This is a genomic window from Corallococcus sp. bb12-1 (assembly GCF_026626765.1).
Taxonomy (GTDB): domain Bacteria; phylum Myxococcota; class Myxococcia; order Myxococcales; family Myxococcaceae; genus Corallococcus; species Corallococcus terminator.
On the sequence record NZ_JAPNJZ010000001.1, the window covers coordinates 1,130,932 to 1,151,116 of the forward strand.

Below are 20,185 nucleotides of genomic sequence, written 5' to 3' on the forward strand. Positions count from 1 at the left end.
ATGGGCCTCGCTGGAAAGCTGTTAAGGAGTCGCTTACCAGTCCCTCATGCGCAGCGTCAACGCACGCGCGGGGTGCCCGCCCGCTCAAGAACGACCTTCAAGCTCAGGGGCTTTCAGGCGCCTTGTTGGCCGCCACGGCCTCCAGGAGCGTCGCCACGTCCACGGGCTTGCGCATGTAGCCGCAGGCGCCCATCTCCTCGGCCACCTGACGGGCGTTGGCGGACGCGGAGAAGACGAGCACCGGGATGTCGTTCCACGCTTCCACCTGGCGCATCTTGCGGCCGAAGGTCGCGCCGTCCATCACCGGCATCATCATGTCCAGCAGCACCAGCGCCGGCGGCGTGGATTGAGCGCGCAGCACCTCCAGGGCCTGCAAGCCGTTGCCCGCCCCCAGCACGGTGTAGCCCGCGTCGCGCAGGACCTCCTCCAGCGCCTCCCGCAGGTCCGTGTCGTCATCCACCACCAACAGCGGCCGGCTCACTCGCGCGACTCCTTCTCCAGCGGCAGTTCCAACGTGAAGCGGGCGCCCTCGCCCGGACCGGGTTCCGCCCACGCCCTGCCACCGTGCGCTTCCGCCGCGCGGCGCGTGAGGTACAGCCCCAGGCCCAGTCCACCGTAGGAGTGCGAGCTGACGGCCCGCCCGAAGCGCTCGAAGATACGCTCCACCTGGTCCAGGGGCACGCCGATTCCACGGTCCCGCACCTGGATCCGCGCGAAAGCGCCTGCCCGCCCTACGTCCACCTCCACGGGCCGGCCCGGACCGAACTTGAGCGCGTTGGAGATCAACGCCCCCACGGCCTGGTCCACCCGCAGCCGGTCCCACGTCCCCCACAGCCCCAGGCGCGGGGACTGGCGCAGCTCACACCCCGCGGCCCGGGCCTCCGCCTGGTAGCGCTCCAGCACCTCCGCCACCAGCTCCTCCAGGTCGAAGCGCTCCGGCATCAACGACAGCTCGCCGGAAGACAACTGCGACACGTCCAGCAACCCCTCCACCAGCGTGCCCAGCCGCCGCACCTGCCGGACACTGCGCTCCAGCCGCGTCACCACCTCCGGCTCCAGGTGGTGCACCTCCGTGCGCTGGAGCAGCGTGCCCAGTTGCAGGCGCAGCGTGGTGAGGGGCGTGCGCAGCTCGTGCGCGGCCACGGTGAGGAACTCGTCGCGCAGGCGCACCGCTTCGCGCGCCTCCTGGAACAGCCGCGCGTTCTCCAGCGCGAGCCCCGCGCGCCGCGCCAGCTCCTGCCCCAGCGCCAGGTCCACCGGGCCCAGCGTGCGCTCGCCCAGCGTGCCCAGCGACAGCACGCCCAGGGGGCCCTCGCGGCCGGGCAGCGGCACGTTCACCACCGAGCGCACGCCCAGCTCCGCCACCGCGCGCTGCGACACCGCGTCCCGGTGGAGGGGTTCGGGCCGGAGGCGCACGTCCGGCACCAGCTCCGGCACGCCCGTGCGCAGCACGTGCGTGGGGCCCGCGGAGGCCTGAGGGTCCAGCGGGAAGCGGTCGTTCAACCGCATGGCCAGCGAACGCCGGGCCGTGTCCGGATGCGCCAGCGCCACCAGCCGCAGGCCGCCCCGGTCCGGGTCGGAGACGAAGAAGGCGCTCCAGTCCGCCACCTTCGGCACCAGCAGTTGGACCAGCTGATCCAACCGCGCCTCCTGCTCCAGCGACGCGGTGATGAGCAGCTCGCTGGCCCGGGCCAGGATTTCGCGGTCCACCTCCGCGCGCGCCCGCTCGCGCCGCACGCGCGTCTCTTCCAGTTCGCGCGCCACCGCCGGGCCCAGCCGGGCCATCCGGTCCTTGGAGAAGCAGTCGCGCGCGCCGGCCTTCATCAGCGTGACGGCCTGCTCCTCGCTCAGCAGGCTGGACAGGACGATGAGCGGCACGTCCCGCCCCAGCGCCTGGAGCACCCCGAGCACGTCCAGCGCCGAGAAGCGCGGCAGCCGGTAGTCGCACAGCACCAGGTCCCACGCGTCGGTGGACAGCGCCTCGCGCAGCGCGTCCAGCGTCTCCACCCGGTGGGTCGTGGGCCTGTAGCCCGCCTGCGTCAGCGCCTCCGTCACCAGCGCCGCGTCGTTGGCGCTGTCCTCCACCAGCAACAACCGGAAGGACGTCATGCCCACGCCCCGGCCGTCACCGCCGCCCGGAAGGGTGTGACGCCACGGACTGCCTGGACACGGCCGGAGGGCAAACGCGGGGCGCGCCGCCCGGGGGCCCACCGCCGCGCCGGCCGGGAGCCTTGTGCTGCATCCATTCGCGTGACTCCTCCCGGGGGTGGGGCCGGAAACCGCTTCCTTCCGAGCCTGGGCCTGCTCCACCCATGCTAGTGGCCCTCCCCGTCACGCCATCGGGAGAAATGGTGGACGTTCAGCACAGAGCGCTGGCTGGTGAACGTCCCGCCCCCGAAGTCTCCGGTTTCAAGCCCCAGACGGGACGGACCGGAACTACCAGGATACGTCGTATTCGGTATCGAGCAGCGACAGCTGACGCCCGTGCACGCGCACGTCCTGGGCGCCCACGGCCTCCATCGCGCCCAGCAGGACGCCCTCGTGGTAGGGCGCGGGCATGAAGTCCCGGCGCATCACGAAGCGCGCGCTGCGGTCCCCGGTCCACAGCACGGTGCGCTCGCCATAGCTCACCGCCGTGCGGTAGCCATCCGCCATGTGCTGCAGGAGCATGCGTGGATCACGCCGCGCCGCCTGCATCAGCTCCCGGCCGAACATGGAGGCCAGGAAGTCCACCGTGGCCTGCGTCCCGATGTAGTGCAGCGACTGCGCCCAGTTGCCCAACTGAGGGCGGAGCAGCCGCGTCGCCCGGGACGTCATCGCCAGGAAGCGCGTCACCGGGTACAGCTCCGCGGCGTTCAGCTCCCGCAAGCCCGACGCCTCCAGGCACTGCGCGGCCGCCGCTTCTCCTTGGAGGAAACCCACCACCCCCACGACACCCTGGAAGAACATCCCCCGGGCACTGTCTTCCGGGGTGGCCGCCAGGCATCGCTCCGCCAGGTGCCACTCCGCGCCGTCATCCACCACACCCGCCCCTGCCGAACCCTCGAACGGTCCGAGCTCCATTCCGACCTCCCATCCACTTCTGGCGCCAGCAACGGGCCCCCCCCGACTTCAAGGTCCCCCCACCGGCGCAGCCCTTCCCCCTCACTGATGCCGGGGCCCATGCCCCGCCCACACCGTGCAGCCCAATCACATATTTCTACCACGACGACAAGAATTCCAAGCAAGCCCGGAAGTACCGGACGTTATCCCGGACTTTACATGAATCTAATGTGAGGGCCGACGATTTTCCCGCGTCGCGAGAAAATGAGAGGTGGGACGGTCAGGCGGAGAGGGCGGCCTGGGCGGCGGCGACGGCGGTTCCGGAGGCGCTGGCGCGGTAGCCGCCCGAGTGGAGGGCCCGCTCCACGGCGCCCACCGTGACGAGCACGTCCCCAGCGGTGACGCGGTTCATGTGGCCCACGCGGAAGTAGCGCGTCTTCAGCTCCGGGTGGAGGCCACCGGCGATGGCGGCGCCCTGGGCCTTCACGCGGCCGACGAGCGAGGCGTCCACCCCCTCCGGGTAGTACACGGCGCTCAGGGTGTTGGCGGCCAGGGCTTCCGACGTGGGCAGCATGCGCAGGCCCAGCGCGCTCCAGGCGGCGCGGAAGGCGCGGGCCATGCGGCGGTGGCGTTCGAAGCGGGCCTCCAATCCTTCTGCGAGGATCTGCCCCAGGCTCACGTCCAGCGCGCAGATGAGCGACGTGGGAGGGGTGGCGAAGTAGGAGGGCTTGCCGGCCTCGTACGCCTCCATCACCGGCAGCCACTCCGCCCAGTCCGCGTACACGCTGGCCACCGGCGCCTTGCGCTTGCGCCACGCGTCCAGCGCGCGCGGGCTCACGGTCAGCAGCGCCAGGCCCGGCGGCACGCCCACCGCCTTCTGGCTGGCGGTGAGGTACACGTCCGCGCCCCACGCGTCCTGGTGGAAGGCTTCGCCCGCGGTGGCGCAGACGCCGTCCACCACGGAGAGGACGCCGTGCTTGTTCGCGACCTTCAGCAGGGACTCCACCGGCGCCAGCACCGCGGTGGAGGTGTCCACGTGGGTGACGGTCATCAGCTTGAAACCACCGGAGGCCAGCTCCGCCTCCACCTGGCCCGCGTCCGGAGCCCCGCCCGGGGGCGCGCGCACGTGCGTCACCTTCGCGCCGTGGCGCTCCAGGATGTGGGCCATGCGGTCGCTGAAGTAGCCGGTGTTCACCACCAGCGCGCGGTCGCCCGGCTCGATGAGGTTGGCCACCGCCAGCTCCATGGCCAGCGTGCCGCTGCCGGACACGACGAAGGGCTGCGCGGACGGGGCGAGCGAAATCTCCCGCAGGCGCTTCAGCGCGCGTCCGAACGTGGCGATGAAGCCCGCGTCCAGGTGTCCGAGCACCGGCGCGGACAGCGCCTGCAGCACCTCCGCGTCCACATCCACCGGCCCGGGAATCATCAACAGGTCTCTCACGGCGCCACACCCTTCCTTGGGCACCCTCCAGGCCTTTGCGGAGGGCGGTCCCCCACTGTGGACAAGCCGGGCCCGACTTGTCCACGGCCACGGGAGCGCCGCGAAAACGAAGACGCCGGAGCCCCCGGATGAAACGGGAGACTCCGGCGCCGGGAACGACCTGCGACTGAAGGCTAGCGGTACGTCGCCGTCAGGCTGTCCGCGCGGGCCGACTGGCCGGCCGTGAACGTGTTCATGCAGTTGTCGTCCGTGTAGTCCATGAAGTTGTAGATGGGGTCCACGCCGCCACCGGCGCAGCTGTCACGGTTGGCCGGGCAACCGTACGCGGGCGAGGCCTCCGGAGGCGTGTCGCTGACGGAGTCGCCCGGGTTGTTACAGCCGCCCTGGAACGTGTGGTACAGGCCCACCCAGTGGCCGACTTCGTGCGTGGCCGTGTCGCCCAGGTTGTACGGGGCCGCCGTGCCGCCGGGGACGCTGCTGTAGAGCATCACCACGCCGTCCATCTTCGGCTGGCTGGTGTAGCTGGAGGGGAAGGTCGCCCAGCCCAGCAGGCCACCCTTCAGGTTCGCCGTGTAGATGTTCAGCGTCTCCGGGCCGCCCTTGCGCAGCGCGGTCTTCATCTTCTTCTCCGCGGCGGTGCCCGAACCCAGCGCGAACCAGGTGCTGTTGTTCGTGCGGTCCGTGCCGGCCAGCGTGAACGTGAACGGCGTGTTCTGGTACGCCGCGTTCAGCACGTTCATCTGCGCGGTGATCTGCGAGTCCGGGATGTCGCCGTTCGCGATGCCCGTGCCCTTGTTGATGACGTGGAAGTACACGGGCACGTTCACCGACCCGTTCGCGCGCTTGGCCATTACGCGGTTGGCCAGCGCCGCTTCAATCTCCAGCTTCTCATCGGCCGAAGGCTCAATGGTGTCGCAGCCACGGTGCGGGAGCGCCTCCGCCGTGGTGGCCGCCTCCTCCGTGGGCTGCTCCTCGGGGGCCGGAGCACTGCTGCTGCAGCCCGCCAGGGACATCAGCGTGCCAAGGACCACCGCGACACGACCACCGCGCTGCGCGACGTTACGAAGCATTTTTCCCAACTCCTCGGAAAAGTGGGGAGTGGGAAATACATGTGACAAACACATGAAGTCAATAGAGGCGGTAAAATTGAAATCCCAGCAAACCTTGATGCGGACAAACTGTTCGTGTTTCCAGTGAAACACCCGGGTGCGTGTATCACCCGAGTGTATTGAGACCCTGCCCGCCGACGCCAGCGCGGGCGTCGGGTTCACCGGGATGGCAGGCGTTCTTTGCGCCCGGGGCTCAGGGCGTGGGGGTCGGCGCGGGCGGAGTCGCGGGCGCGGCCGGGGCAGCGGTGTCGACTTCGGGCGTCAGCGGCGTGGGCACCGACTGCGGCTTGCCCACCTGTTCCAGCGCTTCGCCGTTGCTGACGGAGAATCGCACCAGCGCGCGGAGGATGCGGTTGCGCTTCACGTTGCCCAGCACCTCGCGCAGGTCGTCATAGACGGTGGGGTCGTAGACGAGCGCACCCAGGGTTCCATCGCCCTTGGCCACGGTGGAGGTGATCTGCTTGATGTTCGCGGCGGCGCTGCCCAGGTCCGCGAACATGCCCTTCGCGTCGCCATAGACCAACTGGTGCACGGCGCCATTGGGGCTCTTCTTCGCGTCCTCGATGAGGCCTCCCAACTGTCCGGCGGCCTCGCCCAGCTCCTTCAGGGCCACCGCGCCGTCCTGGCCATAGATGAGCGCGTGCGCGGTGCCGTCGCCCCGGCGGACCTCGCCCAGGATGGCTTCGACGTGGGCCAGGGCGCCGTCCATGCGCCGGGCGGCCCCCGACGCGCTGGCGAGCAGGGTGTTCACCTCATCTCCGGTGCGTTTGTCGTAGATGAGTTTGTGCAGCGTGCCGTCGCCCTTCTCCACCTCCTGCATGATGGAGCTCAGCGATGCGACGCTCCGGGCCAGGTCGCGTGACAGCTCCGGGTTGGCGTAGACCTTGACGGCGTCCTTGAGCGACTCGCTGATGGCGACGGAGTTCTCCATCACCTGGCTTGCGCTGCTCATGAGCTTGGACAAGTCCCCGCCGCTGCTGGACTGGACGATGCCGCCGGGCTCCACGGCCGGCTGGTCCGCGCTGCCCAGGGAGATGTCCACCGCCTTGTCGCCCAGGACGCCCATGCTGGTGAGCTTCGCGACAGAGTCCGCGCGGATGCGCTCCGTGTAGGCGCTGGCGACCTGGAACTGCACCTCCAGGCGGCTGTCCTTGAGGTCCTGGGAGAAGGCCACGCCGTTGACGCGGCCCACCTTGAGGCCGCCAATCCACACGGGGGACTGGTCGCTCAGGCCGTCCACGCTCTGGAAGTAGGCGCGGAAGATGACCTGGCGCTGGAAGAGGTTCGACTCGCGGCCGATGAAGAAGACAACGAGGCCGGCCACGGCGAGGCCGATGGCGACGAACGTGCCCGCGCGCACGGCCAGGCGCTTTTCCTTCGAGGTCGAGGTGAAGAGACTCATGGTGTTCTTTCGGGGTTCAGCTCCAGGCGGCGCGCGTCCAGGAAGGCCCGCACCTCCGGCACCTTGGAGCGGCGCATCTCTTCGGGGGTGCCCACCTGGACGATCTTGCGATTGGCCAGCATGGCCATCCGGTCCGCCAGCACGAAGGCGCTCACCATGTCGTGCGTGACGACGATGGACGTGGCGCCCAGGCGCTGTTTCATCGACTCAATCAATTCGTTGATGGTCTGCGTGGTGACGGGGTCCAGGCCCGTCGTCGGCTCATCCCAGAGGATGACCTCCGGGTCGGTGGCGATGGCGCGCGCCAGGCCCACGCGCTTGCGCATGCCGCCGGACAGGTCCGACGGCATCAACCGCTCCGTGTTGGGCAGGTCCACCAGCTCCAGCTTCTCCGCCACGCGCTTGCGGATCTCCTCGCGGGACATCGTGGGGAAGTGTTCACGCAGCGGGTAGGCCACGTTCTCCGCCACGCTGAGCGAGTCGAAGAGCGCGGCGCCCTGGAACACCATGGCCACGTGCTTGCGGACCTCCAGGAACTGCTCCTCGGAGAACTTCGACACGTCGTAGCCTTCGAAGAGGACGCGGCCGCCGTCCGGGTACATCAGTCCGATGAGGCACTTGAGCAGCACGCTCTTGCCCACGCCGGAGCCACCCAGGACAACCATCGTCTCCCCGGCGCGCACGTCCAGGTCCACGCCTTCGTAGACGCGCTTGGCGCCGAACTGCTTGACGAGCCCCTCGAAGCGGATGAGCTCCTCGCCCGGGGTGGGCTTGCGGAACTCGAACGGGGCGGGCGGGTCGACGTGGTGGGAGCGGGCCTTGCGCATGGTCCGGGGCGCTTCAGAAGTAGAGCGTGATCTTCGTGATGAAGAAGTCCGCGAGGCACACGGACACGGAGGTGATGGCCACGGTCTGCGTGGTGGCGCGGCCCACGCCTTCGGTGCCGCCCTCCACCGCGAGCCCCTTGAAACAACCGACGAGCCCGATGACGAGCCCGAACACCGCGCCCTTGACGACGCCGGAGACGAAGTCGCCCATCTGCACCGCGTCCATGGCTCCCTGGAAGAACTGGTCCAGGGAGATGCCGTACTGCGAGCGCACCACCAGCGCGCCACCCACCAGGCCCACCACGTCCGAGAACACGGTGAGCACCGGCATGACGATGAGACACGCGAACACGCGCGGCACCACGAGCTTGCGCAGCGGATCCGCGCCGAGCGCGCGGATGGCGTCCACCTGCTCCGTCACGGTCATGGAGCCCAGCTCCGCGGCGATACCGGAGCCGATGCGCGCGCCCACGGTGAGGGCGGTGAGCACGGGGGCCAGCTCGCGGAACAGCGTGAGGATGACGACGCGGCCCACGGTGTACTGCACGCCGAAGCGGGCGAGGAAGTAGCCGAACTGGAGCGAGATGACGAGCCCGGCGAACGTCGCGGTGAGCAGCGCGATGGGCAGCGAGCGCACGCCCAGGGACTCGGTGTGGAAGATGAGGCTGGCCCAGTCATACGGGGGGCGCACGGCGCGGCTGAACACCTGCCCGGTCATCACCGACAGGGCGCCCAGCGACTCCATGCGCTCCTGGAGGCGCTCCTTGAGGGTGGGGCGCGGGGGGGGGTGCGCCGCTGCCGCCGCGGCGGCGGCCTGGGCTTCGGTCCTCATCGGAGGCGCTCCGATTGGAAGCCGGAGACCAGGGACTCGAAGTCGGCCATGCGCGCGTCGGCCTGGCCCACGGGGGACACGTAGCTGAAGTCGAAGACGCAGTTGTCCTTCTTGAGGACGACGAGCTCCAGGGACACCGGGACGCCGTCGAGCTTCGCGACGTAGCGGCTGCGCAGGGCCTCGCGGCCGTCCAGGGTGAAGGTGCGCTGGCCCAGGTCCTGGCGTTCGGTGAAGCCCATGAGCAGGTGCTTCGTGAGGACGCTGAGAGACGGGTCGTCGTGGTCCCTGCAGGTGGCGTTGGTGGCGATGACGCGGCCGGTTTCACCGCGCTCCACGAAGGCCAGGTCGTTGTCGGCGAAGGAGGCGTGTTGCCAGACGTCGTTGGACAGGGTGCCGACGCGGTACTTCACGTCCTTCTTCTGGAACACCGAGTCCTCGAACGTCGCGCGGTGGCACCCCGCGAGCAGGGCAGACAGCACGAGCGTCAGCAGCATCCGCGACATGGCACCATTCGTTCGTCCCGAGGGCTCCCGGTGGGACGGCGCTCGTCATGGTGCAGGCCCGACACGTCCGCAAGAACTTCGTCGGAGCAAACGTCGACTACAGCGCTCGCGCATCCAGCGAGCCCCTGTCGCCCTGTAAGGACTCCAGGCAGCAGGTGCGCGCGTTCGTGGGGGCACGAAGCAGACACGGCGGTGTGGATGCGTATTCCGGGGGCGCGAAGGGTGACGCTCTCCCGCTGTGTCCCCGGTCGGACGCGAGGGCCACGCCCGCTGGGGGAGTGTCGGCGGACAGGGGCAGGCAGCATGTTCAGCCGGGAGTCCCCAGGGGATTCTCACGAGGAGGATTCGATGGACGGCGGACTGGCGGTATTTGGATTCGGGTTGTTCATCCTGTCACTGGCCAACCTGATGGCGCGCACGTCGTACTGGCTGGCGTGGCCCATCCTGCTCATCTCGATGGTGGCGATGGGGATGGCCTTCAGCGAGTCGAAGCAGCGCAACACCGTGCCTCTGGGCGTGTCCGTGGCGATGGGGGTGCTGGGCATCATCGCGCTGGCGACGGGCACGGCGCCGTGGCTGACCATCACGGTGTTCTTGTTCGCGGGGGCGTTCGGGCTGTTGTGGGCGGAGTTCCGCTACGACTTCTTCGGACTCATCCCACCGGGGCAGGTGCCTCACATGGCGAAGCGCGGACCGGTGCACTGGCCCTGGCAGCGTCGGCACGTGCGTTAGGGAGCGGGCGTGTCTGTGTTCACCACGCCCGCGTGAACGGTGAGCCAGAGGGAATCACTGGCGGCGGCGGCCCGCACGAGCCCCGCGTCGGTGGTGGTGAGGAAGACCTGCGCGCCGCTCTGGGCGAGGTAGCCCATGAGGTAGGCATTGCGCTCTGGATCCAGCTCGCTGGAGACATCATCCAGCAGGAGCAGGGGGAGGAAGCCCATAGAGGTCTCCAGGTTCTCGATTTCAGCGATCTTCCAGCCGAGCACCAGGGCGCGCTGCTGGCCCTGGCTCGCGTAGGCCCGGGCGCTGCGACCGCCGAGCGTCACGGAGACATCGTCCACGTGAGGACCCACGGAGGTGAAGCCGCGGTCCAGGTCCCGGCGCAGACGGGCGGCCAGGGCTTCGCGCAGGGCGATGGCCAGGGCGGCCTCGTCAGCCTGGGCGAAGTCTGTCCCGATGTGGGCGGGGTGGTAGCCGTAGACGGCGGGGTCGGCGGTGCGTCCGATGGAGGCGAAGGTGGCCTGGGCGCGGGGGGCCAGTTCGGCCATCAGCGAGCGGCGGCGGGCGTAGAGGCGGGCGCCCGCACGGGCGAGGGTTTCGTCGTAGGCGTCGAGGTACGCGGCATCGACGGTGGCGCCCTCGCGGAGCAGGCGGTTGCGGTTCTTGAGGGCGCGGGCGTACTCGCGGCTTTCCCGGAGGAAGGCGGGGAAGCGGTTGAACACGGCGCGGTCGAGGAACGCACGGCGTGAGTCGGGGCCGCCCTTGATGACCTCCAGGTCGTCGGGGGTGAAGGCGACGACGGAGACACCGCCGAAGTAGTCCTCCAGGCTGGAGGCCTTCTTGCCATCCACGAGGGCCTGGCGCGTGCCGCCGCCGACCTCGACGGAGATCTCGCGCTCGGCGCCCTTGAGGAGGAAGCGGCCGGAGACGCGGGCGGATTGGGAGCCCCAGCGGACGAGTTCGGAGAGCCGGCCGGCGCGCAGGGGCTTGAGGGTGGCGAGGAAGTAGAGCGCCTCCAGGAGGTTGGTCTTCCCCTGCCCGTTCTGCCCCACGGCGATGGTCGCGTGAATGCTGGGCGTGAGTTGCACGCCCGGGAGGTTACGGAAGTCCTGGACCTGGAGGGAGAGGAGGCGCACAGCGTCACCGGAAGGGGGCCCTTCGTACTACAGATGCGGCGGGCGGCCAGCGCCGTGATGCGGTGTGCTTCGCTGGTCGGGGGGCGCGGGTGGAGGCGGGCTGATGAGCTCACGGCATCCACTGGCTCCGGGTAGCGCGGATTCGCGGCGCCAGGAACTGCTCCAGTTTCTCATCCGACCACGTCCCTCCAGGGAAGACGTGCCAGGCCCCCACCGCCGACAAATCCGCCACCGACAACATGAACGCATGATGAAGCACCGCGACGATCTGGATGCGACTGTTGAATGCACCGTTTGGCGGCTGCCTTCTCAGCCATATCAACATCTCAACCATACCACTTCCGCCAGCGACCATCTCCCGAAGATCTCTAACAACAGACACATCAATATCCATACCTTTATTTCTCAAAAAACCTGAATGAACTCATATGCACCTGGACGGCCCTTCGCTTTCCATCCGGGAATATTTTTTAGGAAGGCCCTGTCCGCCTCCTGACAGGGAGTCACTGCTCTCGTGCCCATGCCGTCCATTCGCTACCGACGAAAACAGCACATAGAGGCCGCCCTCCCCCGACCCGACAGCGGAAGTCATCTGCCCCACCGGCACCGCGATTCGCTCCAACACCAGCGCGTCCTCGACGGAGAGGGACAGCACCGGCACCATGGACTCAACACCGCCCATCGCCGCGGTCACGGTACCGGTCGTACCCCTCGCGACCTGAGGCATCCCCTCATCCTCATTTCCCCTCGGAGCGTTATTGGCCGGCCGATTCGGCCTCTCCAAGAGAAGAACCTTGAGCGAGAGAATGCCTCAGGACTCACCTCTCCTCAAACCGATGTCGTCATGCCATCACACTATTGGCCCATTGGGATACCCGATCCGCTCCACGCGCGGCAGCCGACTTTTCCGACGACTTGTACGTGCGATTAAGCGCCTGCAGGGACGGGTGGAACCCAGAGCACGAGGCCTCAAACCCCGCAGCGTCTACGGCGGTCATCGCGCTCACACCGAAAGCCGCGATGCAATCGTAGTCGGCAAGTATCCCCCTCATGCGGCGCAAATTGCTCTCGGCACAAATTTCCTTCTTGGTCCCCTCAGTCCGCCCTGTCTTGCGCTTGTAATGAACATCCTTGACCGCGTTGACAATCGTGTAGTCATCAAGCTCCAGCGACGGGAAGCAGTCCGGACTGAGGGCGTGCCAGACCCGGAGCGCAGCATGAAGCGTGACGCGCACCTGCCCAGCAGCCGGTCTTCCTTCATCTTCTTCCCTCCGCCCGCCCGCGGCCAAGACGATGATGGTCTTGACGTCTAACCGATTCCCTCTTCGATAGGAGTGAGACTGCCCCAATCCACTATTCGACACCTTCGATTTCGGCATACGCAACTCCTCTATCATTAGACTGCGGAACGACAACCAAAGCGTGTGCGCCATGACCGCCGTCGCCCCCTGTTGGTGCGACCGGATTCCTCGCGGTGACCGCATCGCGCCGCACTACGGCGAGGCATCGCCTCACCCCATTCTCCATCAAGGATTGCTTGCGTAGCTACTTCTTCCGAGGACAAATCTCTCACGCGCGTGTGCGCCTGCCTTTGGGCCGGACTTTTGTAGCCATCCAGCGCGGCGGCCGGTTTGGGCCAGACTTTTGTAGCCATCCAGCGCGGCGCCCGGTTTGGGCCGGACTTTTGTAGCCATCCAGCGCGGCGCCCGGTTTGGGCCGGACTTTTGTAGCCATCCAGCGCGGCGCCCGGTTTGGGCCGGACTTTTGTAGCCATCCAGCGCGGCGCCCCCGTCGCCCTCTTTGCCCAGGCCAAGCCAGATCGGCCCGAACCACGGTGGACAGATCAAGCGCGGCGACCACACCCTGGAGCTCACGGCACGCTATCTGCCCACGTTGTTTCGACGACCTCGACGGAAATTTCGCGCTCGGCGCCCTTGAGGAGGAAGCGGCTGGAGACGCGGGCGGCCTGGGAGCCCTAGCGGACGAGCTCGGGGGGCCGGCCGGCGGGCGCGCAGGGGCTTTGAGGGTGGCGAGGAAGTAGAGCGCCTCCAGGAGATTGGTCTTCCCCTGCCCGTTCTGCCCCACGCGAGGGCCGCGTGCCTGGACCTGGAGGGAGAGGAGGCGCACAGCGTCACCGGAAGGGGGGCCCTTCGTACTACAGATGCGACGGGCGGCCAGCGCCGTGATGCGGGGTGCTTCGCTGGTTGGGGGGCGCGGGTGGAGGCGGGCTGATGAGCCCTGTCCGTCGTACGACACCGGCACCGTGGCCGCATCGACCGGGCCGCAGGGCGCGCTTGAGATGACCCACGCCGAGAAGCCCGCGACGTGGGGGTCCGACATGCGGTTGCGTTGGGCAGGAGTGCTGCTGCTGGGAGGCCTGCTGGCGGGTTGCGCGACCTCCCGGCTGGTGTACCTCGACACAGGTCAGGGCAAGCCCATCGTCTACAGCCCACCGAGGAGAGTGGACGCCATCAAGGTCGATGCCGATGCGTTCCAGCAGGTGATGACCCGGCTGGTGTTGGACATGCGCTTCTCTCTTCGGCCCGAGGAAGAAACGCGGATGCGCGCCCGGCTCGCATCGTGGGAGCCGGAGCCTCGCAGCCGAAAAAGCGACTCCGGAGCATGGTGCTCGCGGCAGGGCCAACCGGACGAATGCCTTTCCCTCCTGGAGGACGGCTTCACCTTTCTGGATGCCAGGGCACGGCGACAGATGGCCCTGTCCTTCGCCTGGGACGGCGTATGGGAAGGCGTGCAGGGAGCCGTGAGCGAGGTCATCAATCCACTAACCCTCAAGGCGATGATCACCTCCGCGATGGCCGCATACATGCTCCTGGTCGTCGCGCCGGAGCCGGTGACGAAGCTGGTGGCCATCGCGCTGACGACCTACGTCATCGCGTACATCGGTCTGGATTCCTTCGCCAACCTCATCAAAGGGTGGCAGCGGCTCTCCCAGGACTCGGAGCGGGCTGTTGCCTTCGATGAGCTGAAAGACACGGGGCGGGCTTTCGGGAAGGTGCTGGGTCAAAACGGTGCGCGAGTCCTCATCCTGGCCCTGACAGCCGCGCTGGGTGGAGGCACGGCGAACCTAGCCACGAAGGGCCCCATTCTTCCGGGCTTCGCCCAGGCAGCGCTCGCGGCTGAGACCAACGCGGGCTTCCAGTTGTCCGCGGCGATGGTGGGCGGCGTCCGTTCCATCTCCATCGCCGAGGGAGTCATGACCGTGGGGCTTGCCCCCAACGCCGTCGCCATGGTGGCGCGGGGACCCGGGAGCCGGGCTGGCGGCGGCATCTCGGTCAAGGACACTCACGTTGACCTCCCCAAGCACCATCTCGACCGACTGGCCCCGACATGGGCGGAGCAGCGACAGGTGCTCATCGAAGCGGTCCGACAGCTCGACGGAAAGGTCAGCCCCCTGTCCACCAATGCTTCGGGGGCTGTTTTTGAAGGTACCCTCCAGGTGAAGGACGCGTTGGGGATGCCGGTCAATCTGACCCTTCGTTGGTTCAGATATGCAGACGGGACCATCACCCTCAACACGGCATTCATCGCGCCATGAAGCGACCTTCGGAAACATCCCCATGAGCGAAAACAGCAGCCAGCTTGAGGTCCTCGCGCGAAGGCGGCTGGAGACGAACGAGCCTGGGACGGAGCAGGCACTGCGGGCAGCACTCGCCCAGGTCACCGACGCGGCACGACTTCGGGCCCTCGCGGAGCGCTTCTACGCGGAGCCAGAGGTCTCCGTTCCGACCTTTGAGCGACTGCTGGCCATTTGCCCCGAAGACGTGGTCGCGCGCGTGCAGTTCGGCTTCGTGTACTTCCTCATGGGCGAGGATGAGGTTGCAGACCGGCAGCTTGAGAAGGCTCGGACGCTCGATCCAGAACATCTCCAGGTGCTCACCCTGGAAGCGGCCTTGTCAGCCGAACCTGCGGAGAAGGTTCGGCTCTACCGTCGCATTCTCCAAAAGGACCCACGAAATGAGATTGCCCGTGGGAAGCTTCGCGAACTGGGCGTCCTGAAATAACGGAGCCCAGTGCTCATGTGCTCACGGATCCCGGGCGCTCCTCCCAGAGGAGCGTGAGGTGCATCAGGAGTCTCGTTCGGGCCCCTCCAGCAGGCGACGGGTCCGCCTCGCGGGTTCCGGAAGCAGACCCGCTGCCGACTCCTGAGGTGTCGTCATCGTCGTGTGCTCCTCGGGCATCACCCGGTCTCTACGGTCAGGAAGGGGACGTAGCCGCCTGCGGCGGCGCGCTCGTAGGCCACCACGGGCCCCATCGCGTTGAGGCGCTGGCCCAGAAAGAGACAGGACCCCGCCGGGGCGTAGGGGATGAGGTGAGTGGTGGCGGTGCGCCACCGAACACGGGCCTGGCGGATGAGTTCGCGCGCGAGCACCGCGAAGGCGACCGCGTCCCCGTCCGAGCCCACTGCGCCGTCGTGGGCCACTCCGTCCGGCTCCAGCACGAGGATCACGCGGAACCGCTGCGGATGACTGGCCAGGAACCGCTCGACGTCCGGCTTCGCATCGCCCGTAAGCTGGAACACCACCAGAAGGTCCTTCGCATCCGGGGCACCCTCGCGCTCGGTCCCATGGAGCTGCCGCTGCGTCGGCTTCGCATCCGAACGCCACAGCACCGTCTCCCCCCGCGTCGGCTGCTCCACCCGGAAACGGTCGCCCGCCACCTCCGGAAAGCAGGCGCCCACGGCCAGCGAGACCGACAGCGGCACCTTGCCCCGGAAGTCGATCACCGCCTCCGCCGGCCGGGATGACAGCCGCCGCCGCGCCTCGCGAAGTTCGGGGAGCAGGTGCTCGCGCCAGACCGCCTCGGTCGGCACCGTGCGGGTGTCCCGATCGAAGTGCGACGTCCAGTCCAGTTCCACCGCCGGAGACTCACGCCACTTGCGCTTGGCCCAGCCGTGGATCCACAACCCCACGCCTGACGTGTCGGTCCTCGGAGCCAGAAGCCCGCAGTCCCGGATGAAGGCCTGGAGTTTCGCCTGGTCCAGACGCTTGGCATCTCCGCCGACCTCGATCCACTCCCGAATCGCATCCAGCGCGATGGCCCGAGGCTCCGGCCCCTGCCGAAGCCCATGCATGCGCATGCGCTCGTCCACGCGCTCTTCCAGCTCAGCCATGCTCGCGAAGCCAAGGCGCAGACGCAGGTCCGCGCAGAAGACGCGCAGGACGACCCACTCCACTTCCAGGTGCTCCAGCCATCGCGCCCGTGCGGTTTTCAGAGCACCCGTCGGCGTCTCCACGAAGAAATCCTCGGTGAGGCGCCAGTCCCTGCCTTGGAGATACCTGCCTAGCTCCGGAGCTGCAGGCCAGTTGCTCACCAGCCATACCTCCACGGGGCCCTGTTCGCGCAGCGTCCTCCAGGCCGTGAAGAGCTTCTGGAGGAGCGACCGCCCCCTACCGACCGTCTCCGTCAGCCTCTCCATCGTGTAGAGGTCACGATGATCCACGTGCCACTTCACCTGCACGTACTGCTGGGCCACGGCCGCGCCGGGACGCGGATGCAGCGTGACGTCGTCCGCCGCACCTGCATCAGGGTGCTCGATGAAGGCGGACGCAAACGGACTGTCCTCGTCCAACAACGACAGCAACACGTACCAACTGTAGAGGTGCTGGTAGCGGTCGCCTTCCATTCGGGATGCGCTTTGTTCGCCCATGGGTTCACGGACGGGACCACTGTGGGGTCGCGTCACATGAAGAACGGATGACAGTGCGGGGATTACCTGTCCCCCCGAAGCCGTATCAGACCCGCTGGAGGGCAACCGCTTCAGCGCCTCGGGGAACGACATGGACACTGATGGACCACGCTCCCGCCGGATCCCCACCGACAATGAGCAACAAAGGCTCCGGGCACCCATACCCGGGGGCATGAGCAATGGCCTTGAGCTGCCGGATGTCTGGTCCACTGGGAGTCGGCGCCGCGAACGGGTGGAAGTGCCACTCCCCAAGGTAATGGTCACGGTCGGAGCTCCAGCAACGGTCAATCCACGCCTGCAATCCCTGTGTTCCACGCTCGAACCACGTCCGCCCCCGAGCCGAATCCGACGGTGGATCGGACACCCTGCGAACCTGGGCGCAGTCGAGGGCCTCGGAGTAGCGCCCCACCAGGATGCCGCCGGTCTCGTGCCGCTCGGAAGCCCGGCACAGTTCGAGTAGCTTTCGCAGGACGTCGCCGGTCAGGTGCGCCTGGAAACAGGCGTCCTCCGAACGAAACTCAATTTCCCGCACGCGCGTCCGTCCCGGCCCCACGGATCACCCCCTGGAAGTCATCGTCCGCGCCTTCGCGAGAGTAGGTATCCAGCCGAGTGGAGGGGCGCAGCCTCGCGGACCGCACCAGAGCCTTCACGGTGATGGCTGCGGCCAGCATCACGTCGTCCGCCCGAGCGGGAAAGACCGGGTGCCAGCATCCAATCCCCTCTCGCGGCAACTCCGTGCGAAGCAACTCCTCGTAATCCTGTTGGATCCAAGCCTCACACTGCTCCCAGAAAGCCGCCACGGGAAACGACGTCCCCGTGGCGCTGAAGCACAGCAATCGCCGCGCTCCCACGCCAAAAGAAGCGCAGAGGAAGAGCCGCGCTCCATCCCAGGTGATTCGCCCCATCGCCTCGACGACATCATCGGAAGCAGTGCAGTCGATGACCGTGTCACACCTGGAAACGAGCCAGTGGGGCCGCTCGGGCGGAAGCTCCAGTCGCTGCTGGAGGGCGTGGACCTGGAGGTCCGGACTGATGGAGCGCAGCCGTCCCGCGAGTGCATGGGCCTTGGAGGTTCCCACGTCCATCAGGTCCAGCGTGTGCCTCACGAGGTTGCCCGCCTCGACGACCTCGGGGTCCACGATGACCAGACGGGTCACGCCTCCGCGCACGAGCAATTCCGCCACAGCGGACCCAAGTGATCCAGCACCGAGCAACAGCACCCACGAGTTCCGGAGTTCCTCCGGCAACGCCCCGCGACTGCGAAGCTCCTCGGGAGCCCAGTCCTCGGTGCTGAGCCAATCCACGGGCAGCGGCCGAGCAAACAGGTTCGTCAAGTCATGCCGTTGTCGGTTCCGCTCGGTGCGAGCGAAGCCCCGCATCGCCACATCTCCATGGGAGAAGAGCGGCAGCCGCGCCGCCCACCAGTGCATCCGCGCATCCGGAGCACCCACCCGCGCGGGCAGCGGAAAGCCCATGAGGCAGAGATGTCTCGTGCCATCCCGGAGCTGGGCGGCAAACGCCATCAAATCCTCTCGCAAGTTCCACCGCAGAGCCTCGGCGGCACGCTCCATTTCCTGCCAGGTGGTGGGCGCGGCGTGGGGAGGCAGAATGGGCAACCTATCGCAGCGCACCCACGGAGCCCTCAGGCGGCGCTTGCGAGGAATGTTATTCAGCAGATCCCCCCACTCCGAGGAGAACAACCAGCGTCCTTCGAACGAATAGAAGGCACGCACGGCGAGGACCCGGGGATTTCCTCGCAGCGGCACGAGTTCCGCCCACCCCCTGGTATCGGGAAGCGCATTCCAGCGGGCGAAGGTTTCGAGCCCTTCGCTGAAAACCACCCGCGTGCGCGCATGGATCGGTAGGACCGGAAGCTCGAAGGCGTCTCCCGGCGCGAGGAGCAGCCCCCTCGCCGCAGCCGCGATCCAGTCCTGGAGTCCATCGACATACCAGGCGAGCCGGCCCACGGCGTCGCGGGACTCCTCACGCAGCACCCTGAACCCCAGGGAAGCCCGCCCCGTCTGGAGACACACCCGTCCTTCGCGCCAGGGCCGGGTGGCCGCCCCTGGCTTGTTCAGCCGCTGGTGCGGATAAGTGTCCTCGATGCCACCCACCTTGGCTGGATGGACCTCAATGCTCCCCAAGGGGTAGTTCGCGTCGATGAAGGCGTACCAATCCGTCCATTCAGGAATGGCTCTGCCCTGGGTGTCCGCCCGCACGCGCAGGGGGAGCACCCAACGGGACTCCTCCGCGTCCCAGCCCAGGTCTCCGAGCAGTTCGACATCGGCGCGCCCATCCAGGACACGCCGGCCCAGGCGCAACGCATCCGTCAGCTCCGCCGCCTGCTTCACGCGAACCTGCCGCGACCCACGCTGCCGGGACCTCCCTGATGGGGGGTAAAGGACTTCTTCGAAGACGAGCCTCCTTCAGGAGGTGGAGGAAACTTGTCCCCGAAAAGCTGCCGCCACAACGGGACTGCAGTCTGGGCATCAGAGGATTCGAAGGCTTCGCGCGCGAGCTTCGCGGCCGTCTTCACCTGCTCATGGAACACCGCGAAGTCCTTGCCGTCGATGCGCGCCATGACGTTCTGGCTAACGCCCCGGTCCTCCGAATAGGGGACCTTCTTGGCTGCGGCATGGAGGGCGTAGTTCTCCACGAAGGCCTCCAGGGTTCGGACCACGCCCTCGGCGACGGACTCGATGCCGTCTGGGCAGCAGTCCCCTAGCAGGTGCTCCAGGGGATAGCTCTTGGGACGCTCCGGCAGCGATTCAAGGTTGACGAGCCGCCACCACTTGATCGCCTTGACCACGTTGACGAAGTACGCACCGCACCGAGCATTCTTCCGATGTGTCCAGGTCAACTGGGCCAGCGGATGGGTGTCCTGCCACGAGCCCAGGTCGCGGTCCGGAATCCGGAGCGGATGCAGCTTCCAGAGTGCTTCCTCCTGGCTGCCGGACTTCAGCAACGGCTCGGTGGAAAAGTCCTCGTCGAGGCGCAACGAGGACAACGATTCAGCCTTCAACAGCTCACTGTAGGTGCCCGCCTCGGCCTCCATGGGCGCGGCGGTGATTACCAAGTCCATGTCGATGCGTGACATCTCGATGCCGAAGGAGCGGCCCTGCTGCCGGTACTTCCCCTTGTAGTGCCTCTCCAGAAACGGCTTGAAGCAGCTCATGGCCCGCGCCGGAGAGAACTCGGACTCCTTCATCTTGGTGACCACAACGAGGTCGACATCCGCACGAGAATCGTCCTTGGGCCGGACCGCTGTGAATCGCCGGTAGCTGCCTTGCAGGAACATGCTGACGAAGCCAACCGCAAGATCCGTGTCGGACTGCAGACGCTCCCGAAGCCTAGCGTGGCCTTCACGCATCTCCTTGAGCTGGTTCGGTGTTGGACGGATGTCGTGGAGAAAATCTTCGAAGTAACGGGGCAGGGGAAGTGTCATGGCACAAGAACCACGATGGAC

The 20,185-nt window shown here is 67.6% G+C and carries 19 protein-coding genes and 1 pseudogene; 3 read left to right on the forward strand and 17 right to left on the reverse strand.

Annotated elements, in window-relative coordinates:
* Positions 1 to 103: 103 nt before the first annotated feature.
* The 9 genes from OV208_RS04735 to OV208_RS04775 all read right to left on the reverse strand — a co-directional run bounded on the left by OV208_RS04735 (position 104) and on the right by OV208_RS04775 (position 9,156).
* Positions 104 to 481, reverse strand: a complete 378-nt coding sequence (locus OV208_RS04735) for a response regulator (protein ID WP_267572594.1) — start codon at positions 479 to 481, stop codon at positions 104 to 106.
* The gene (locus OV208_RS04740; RefSeq protein ID WP_267572595.1) at positions 478 to 2,109 is read right to left on the reverse strand and encodes an ATP-binding protein; all 1,632 of its coding nucleotides are present in this window, start codon (positions 2,107 to 2,109) and stop codon (positions 478 to 480) included. Before OV208_RS04740 ends, OV208_RS04735 begins: the two co-directional genes overlap by 4 nt.
* Before the next feature lie 327 nt (positions 2,110 to 2,436).
* Positions 2,437 to 3,063: a TIGR02265 family protein gene (locus OV208_RS04745; RefSeq protein ID WP_267572596.1), complete on the reverse strand. Its 627-nt coding sequence runs from the start codon at positions 3,061 to 3,063 to the stop codon at positions 2,437 to 2,439.
* 259 nt (positions 3,064 to 3,322) lie between these two features.
* Entirely contained in the window at positions 3,323 to 4,483 is a 1,161-nt protein-coding gene (locus tag OV208_RS04750; protein ID WP_267572597.1) for a pyridoxal-phosphate-dependent aminotransferase family protein, read from the reverse strand.
* A 173-nt stretch (positions 4,484 to 4,656) separates the two neighbouring features.
* Positions 4,657 to 5,553, reverse strand: coding sequence for a zinc metalloprotease (locus OV208_RS04755; RefSeq protein WP_267572598.1), 897 nt, complete (start codon positions 5,551 to 5,553; stop codon positions 4,657 to 4,659).
* A 232-nt stretch (positions 5,554 to 5,785) separates the two neighbouring features.
* Entirely contained in the window at positions 5,786 to 6,994 is a 1,209-nt protein-coding gene (locus OV208_RS04760; protein ID WP_267572599.1) for an MlaD family protein, read from the reverse strand.
* Positions 6,991 to 7,821 (reverse strand): ABC transporter ATP-binding protein, encoded by an 831-nt coding sequence (locus OV208_RS04765; protein WP_267572600.1) that lies wholly within the window; start codon positions 7,819 to 7,821, stop codon positions 6,991 to 6,993. Before OV208_RS04765 ends, OV208_RS04760 begins: the two co-directional genes overlap by 4 nt.
* A 13-nt stretch (positions 7,822 to 7,834) precedes the next feature.
* Positions 7,835 to 8,653 carry an MlaE family ABC transporter permease gene (locus tag OV208_RS04770; RefSeq protein WP_267572601.1) on the reverse strand — a complete coding sequence of 273 codons (819 nt, stop codon included), beginning with the start codon at positions 8,651 to 8,653 and terminating at the stop codon, positions 7,835 to 7,837.
* Positions 8,650 to 9,156, reverse strand: coding sequence for a hypothetical protein (locus OV208_RS04775; RefSeq protein WP_267572602.1), 507 nt, complete (start codon positions 9,154 to 9,156; stop codon positions 8,650 to 8,652). Before OV208_RS04775 ends, OV208_RS04770 begins: the two co-directional genes overlap by 4 nt.
* Positions 9,157 to 9,504: 348 nt before the next feature.
* Between OV208_RS04775 and OV208_RS04780 the strand changes: the two genes are divergently transcribed.
* Complete coding sequence (locus tag OV208_RS04780) at positions 9,505 to 9,888, forward strand: hypothetical protein (RefSeq protein WP_267572603.1); 384 nt, start codon at positions 9,505 to 9,507, stop codon at positions 9,886 to 9,888.
* On the opposite strand, the gene recF is transcribed toward OV208_RS04780, so the two are convergent.
* The 4 genes and pseudogenes from recF to OV208_RS04800 all read right to left on the reverse strand — a co-directional run.
* Entirely contained in the window at positions 9,885 to 11,012 is a 1,128-nt protein-coding gene (gene recF, locus OV208_RS04785; RefSeq protein ID WP_267572604.1) for a DNA replication/repair protein RecF, read from the reverse strand. The genes OV208_RS04780 and recF overlap by 4 nt on opposite strands.
* A gap of 109 nt (positions 11,013 to 11,121) precedes the next feature.
* Positions 11,122 to 11,406 (reverse strand): hypothetical protein, encoded by a 285-nt coding sequence (locus OV208_RS04790; RefSeq protein WP_267572605.1) that lies wholly within the window; start codon positions 11,404 to 11,406, stop codon positions 11,122 to 11,124.
* A gap of 448 nt (positions 11,407 to 11,854) precedes the next feature.
* The gene (locus tag OV208_RS04795; RefSeq protein WP_267572606.1) at positions 11,855 to 12,391 is read right to left on the reverse strand and encodes a hypothetical protein; all 537 of its coding nucleotides are present in this window, start codon (positions 12,389 to 12,391) and stop codon (positions 11,855 to 11,857) included.
* Positions 12,392 to 12,915: 524 nt separating this feature from the next.
* Positions 12,916 to 13,139: pseudogene (locus OV208_RS04800) on the reverse strand (DNA replication and repair protein RecF); the annotation flags it as partial.
* 58 nt (positions 13,140 to 13,197) lie between these two features.
* Between OV208_RS04800 and OV208_RS04805 the strand changes: the two are divergent.
* Together OV208_RS04805 and OV208_RS04810 are read left to right on the forward strand one after the other, a co-directional pair.
* Positions 13,198 to 14,568, forward strand: a complete 1,371-nt coding sequence (locus OV208_RS04805) for a hypothetical protein (RefSeq protein ID WP_267572817.1) — start codon at positions 13,198 to 13,200, stop codon at positions 14,566 to 14,568.
* Positions 14,569 to 14,590: 22 nt separating this feature from the next.
* A complete protein-coding gene (locus tag OV208_RS04810) occupies positions 14,591 to 15,034 on the forward strand; it encodes a hypothetical protein (RefSeq protein WP_267572607.1) in 444 nt (147 codons plus the stop codon).
* Positions 15,035 to 15,210: 176 nt separating this feature from the next.
* On the opposite strand, the gene OV208_RS04815 is transcribed toward OV208_RS04810, so the two are convergent.
* The 4 genes from OV208_RS04815 to OV208_RS04825 form a co-directional block, all read right to left on the reverse strand.
* Positions 15,211 to 16,656 (reverse strand): SAVED domain-containing protein, encoded by a 1,446-nt coding sequence (locus OV208_RS04815; protein ID WP_267572608.1) that lies wholly within the window; start codon positions 16,654 to 16,656, stop codon positions 15,211 to 15,213.
* A gap of 109 nt (positions 16,657 to 16,765) precedes the next feature.
* The gene (locus OV208_RS41325) at positions 16,766 to 17,272 is read right to left on the reverse strand and encodes a Mov34/MPN/PAD-1 family protein (RefSeq protein WP_420714962.1); all 507 of its coding nucleotides are present in this window, start codon (positions 17,270 to 17,272) and stop codon (positions 16,766 to 16,768) included.
* Complete coding sequence (locus OV208_RS04820) at positions 17,238 to 19,070, reverse strand: ThiF family adenylyltransferase (protein WP_267572609.1); 1,833 nt, start codon at positions 19,068 to 19,070, stop codon at positions 17,238 to 17,240. The genes OV208_RS41325 and OV208_RS04820 overlap by 35 nt, the downstream gene beginning before the upstream one ends.
* Positions 19,067 to 20,164, reverse strand: coding sequence for an SMODS domain-containing nucleotidyltransferase (locus OV208_RS04825; RefSeq protein ID WP_267572610.1), 1,098 nt, complete (start codon positions 20,162 to 20,164; stop codon positions 19,067 to 19,069). The genes OV208_RS04820 and OV208_RS04825 overlap by 4 nt, the downstream gene beginning before the upstream one ends.
* Between the last annotated feature and the right edge of the window lie 21 nt (positions 20,165 to 20,185).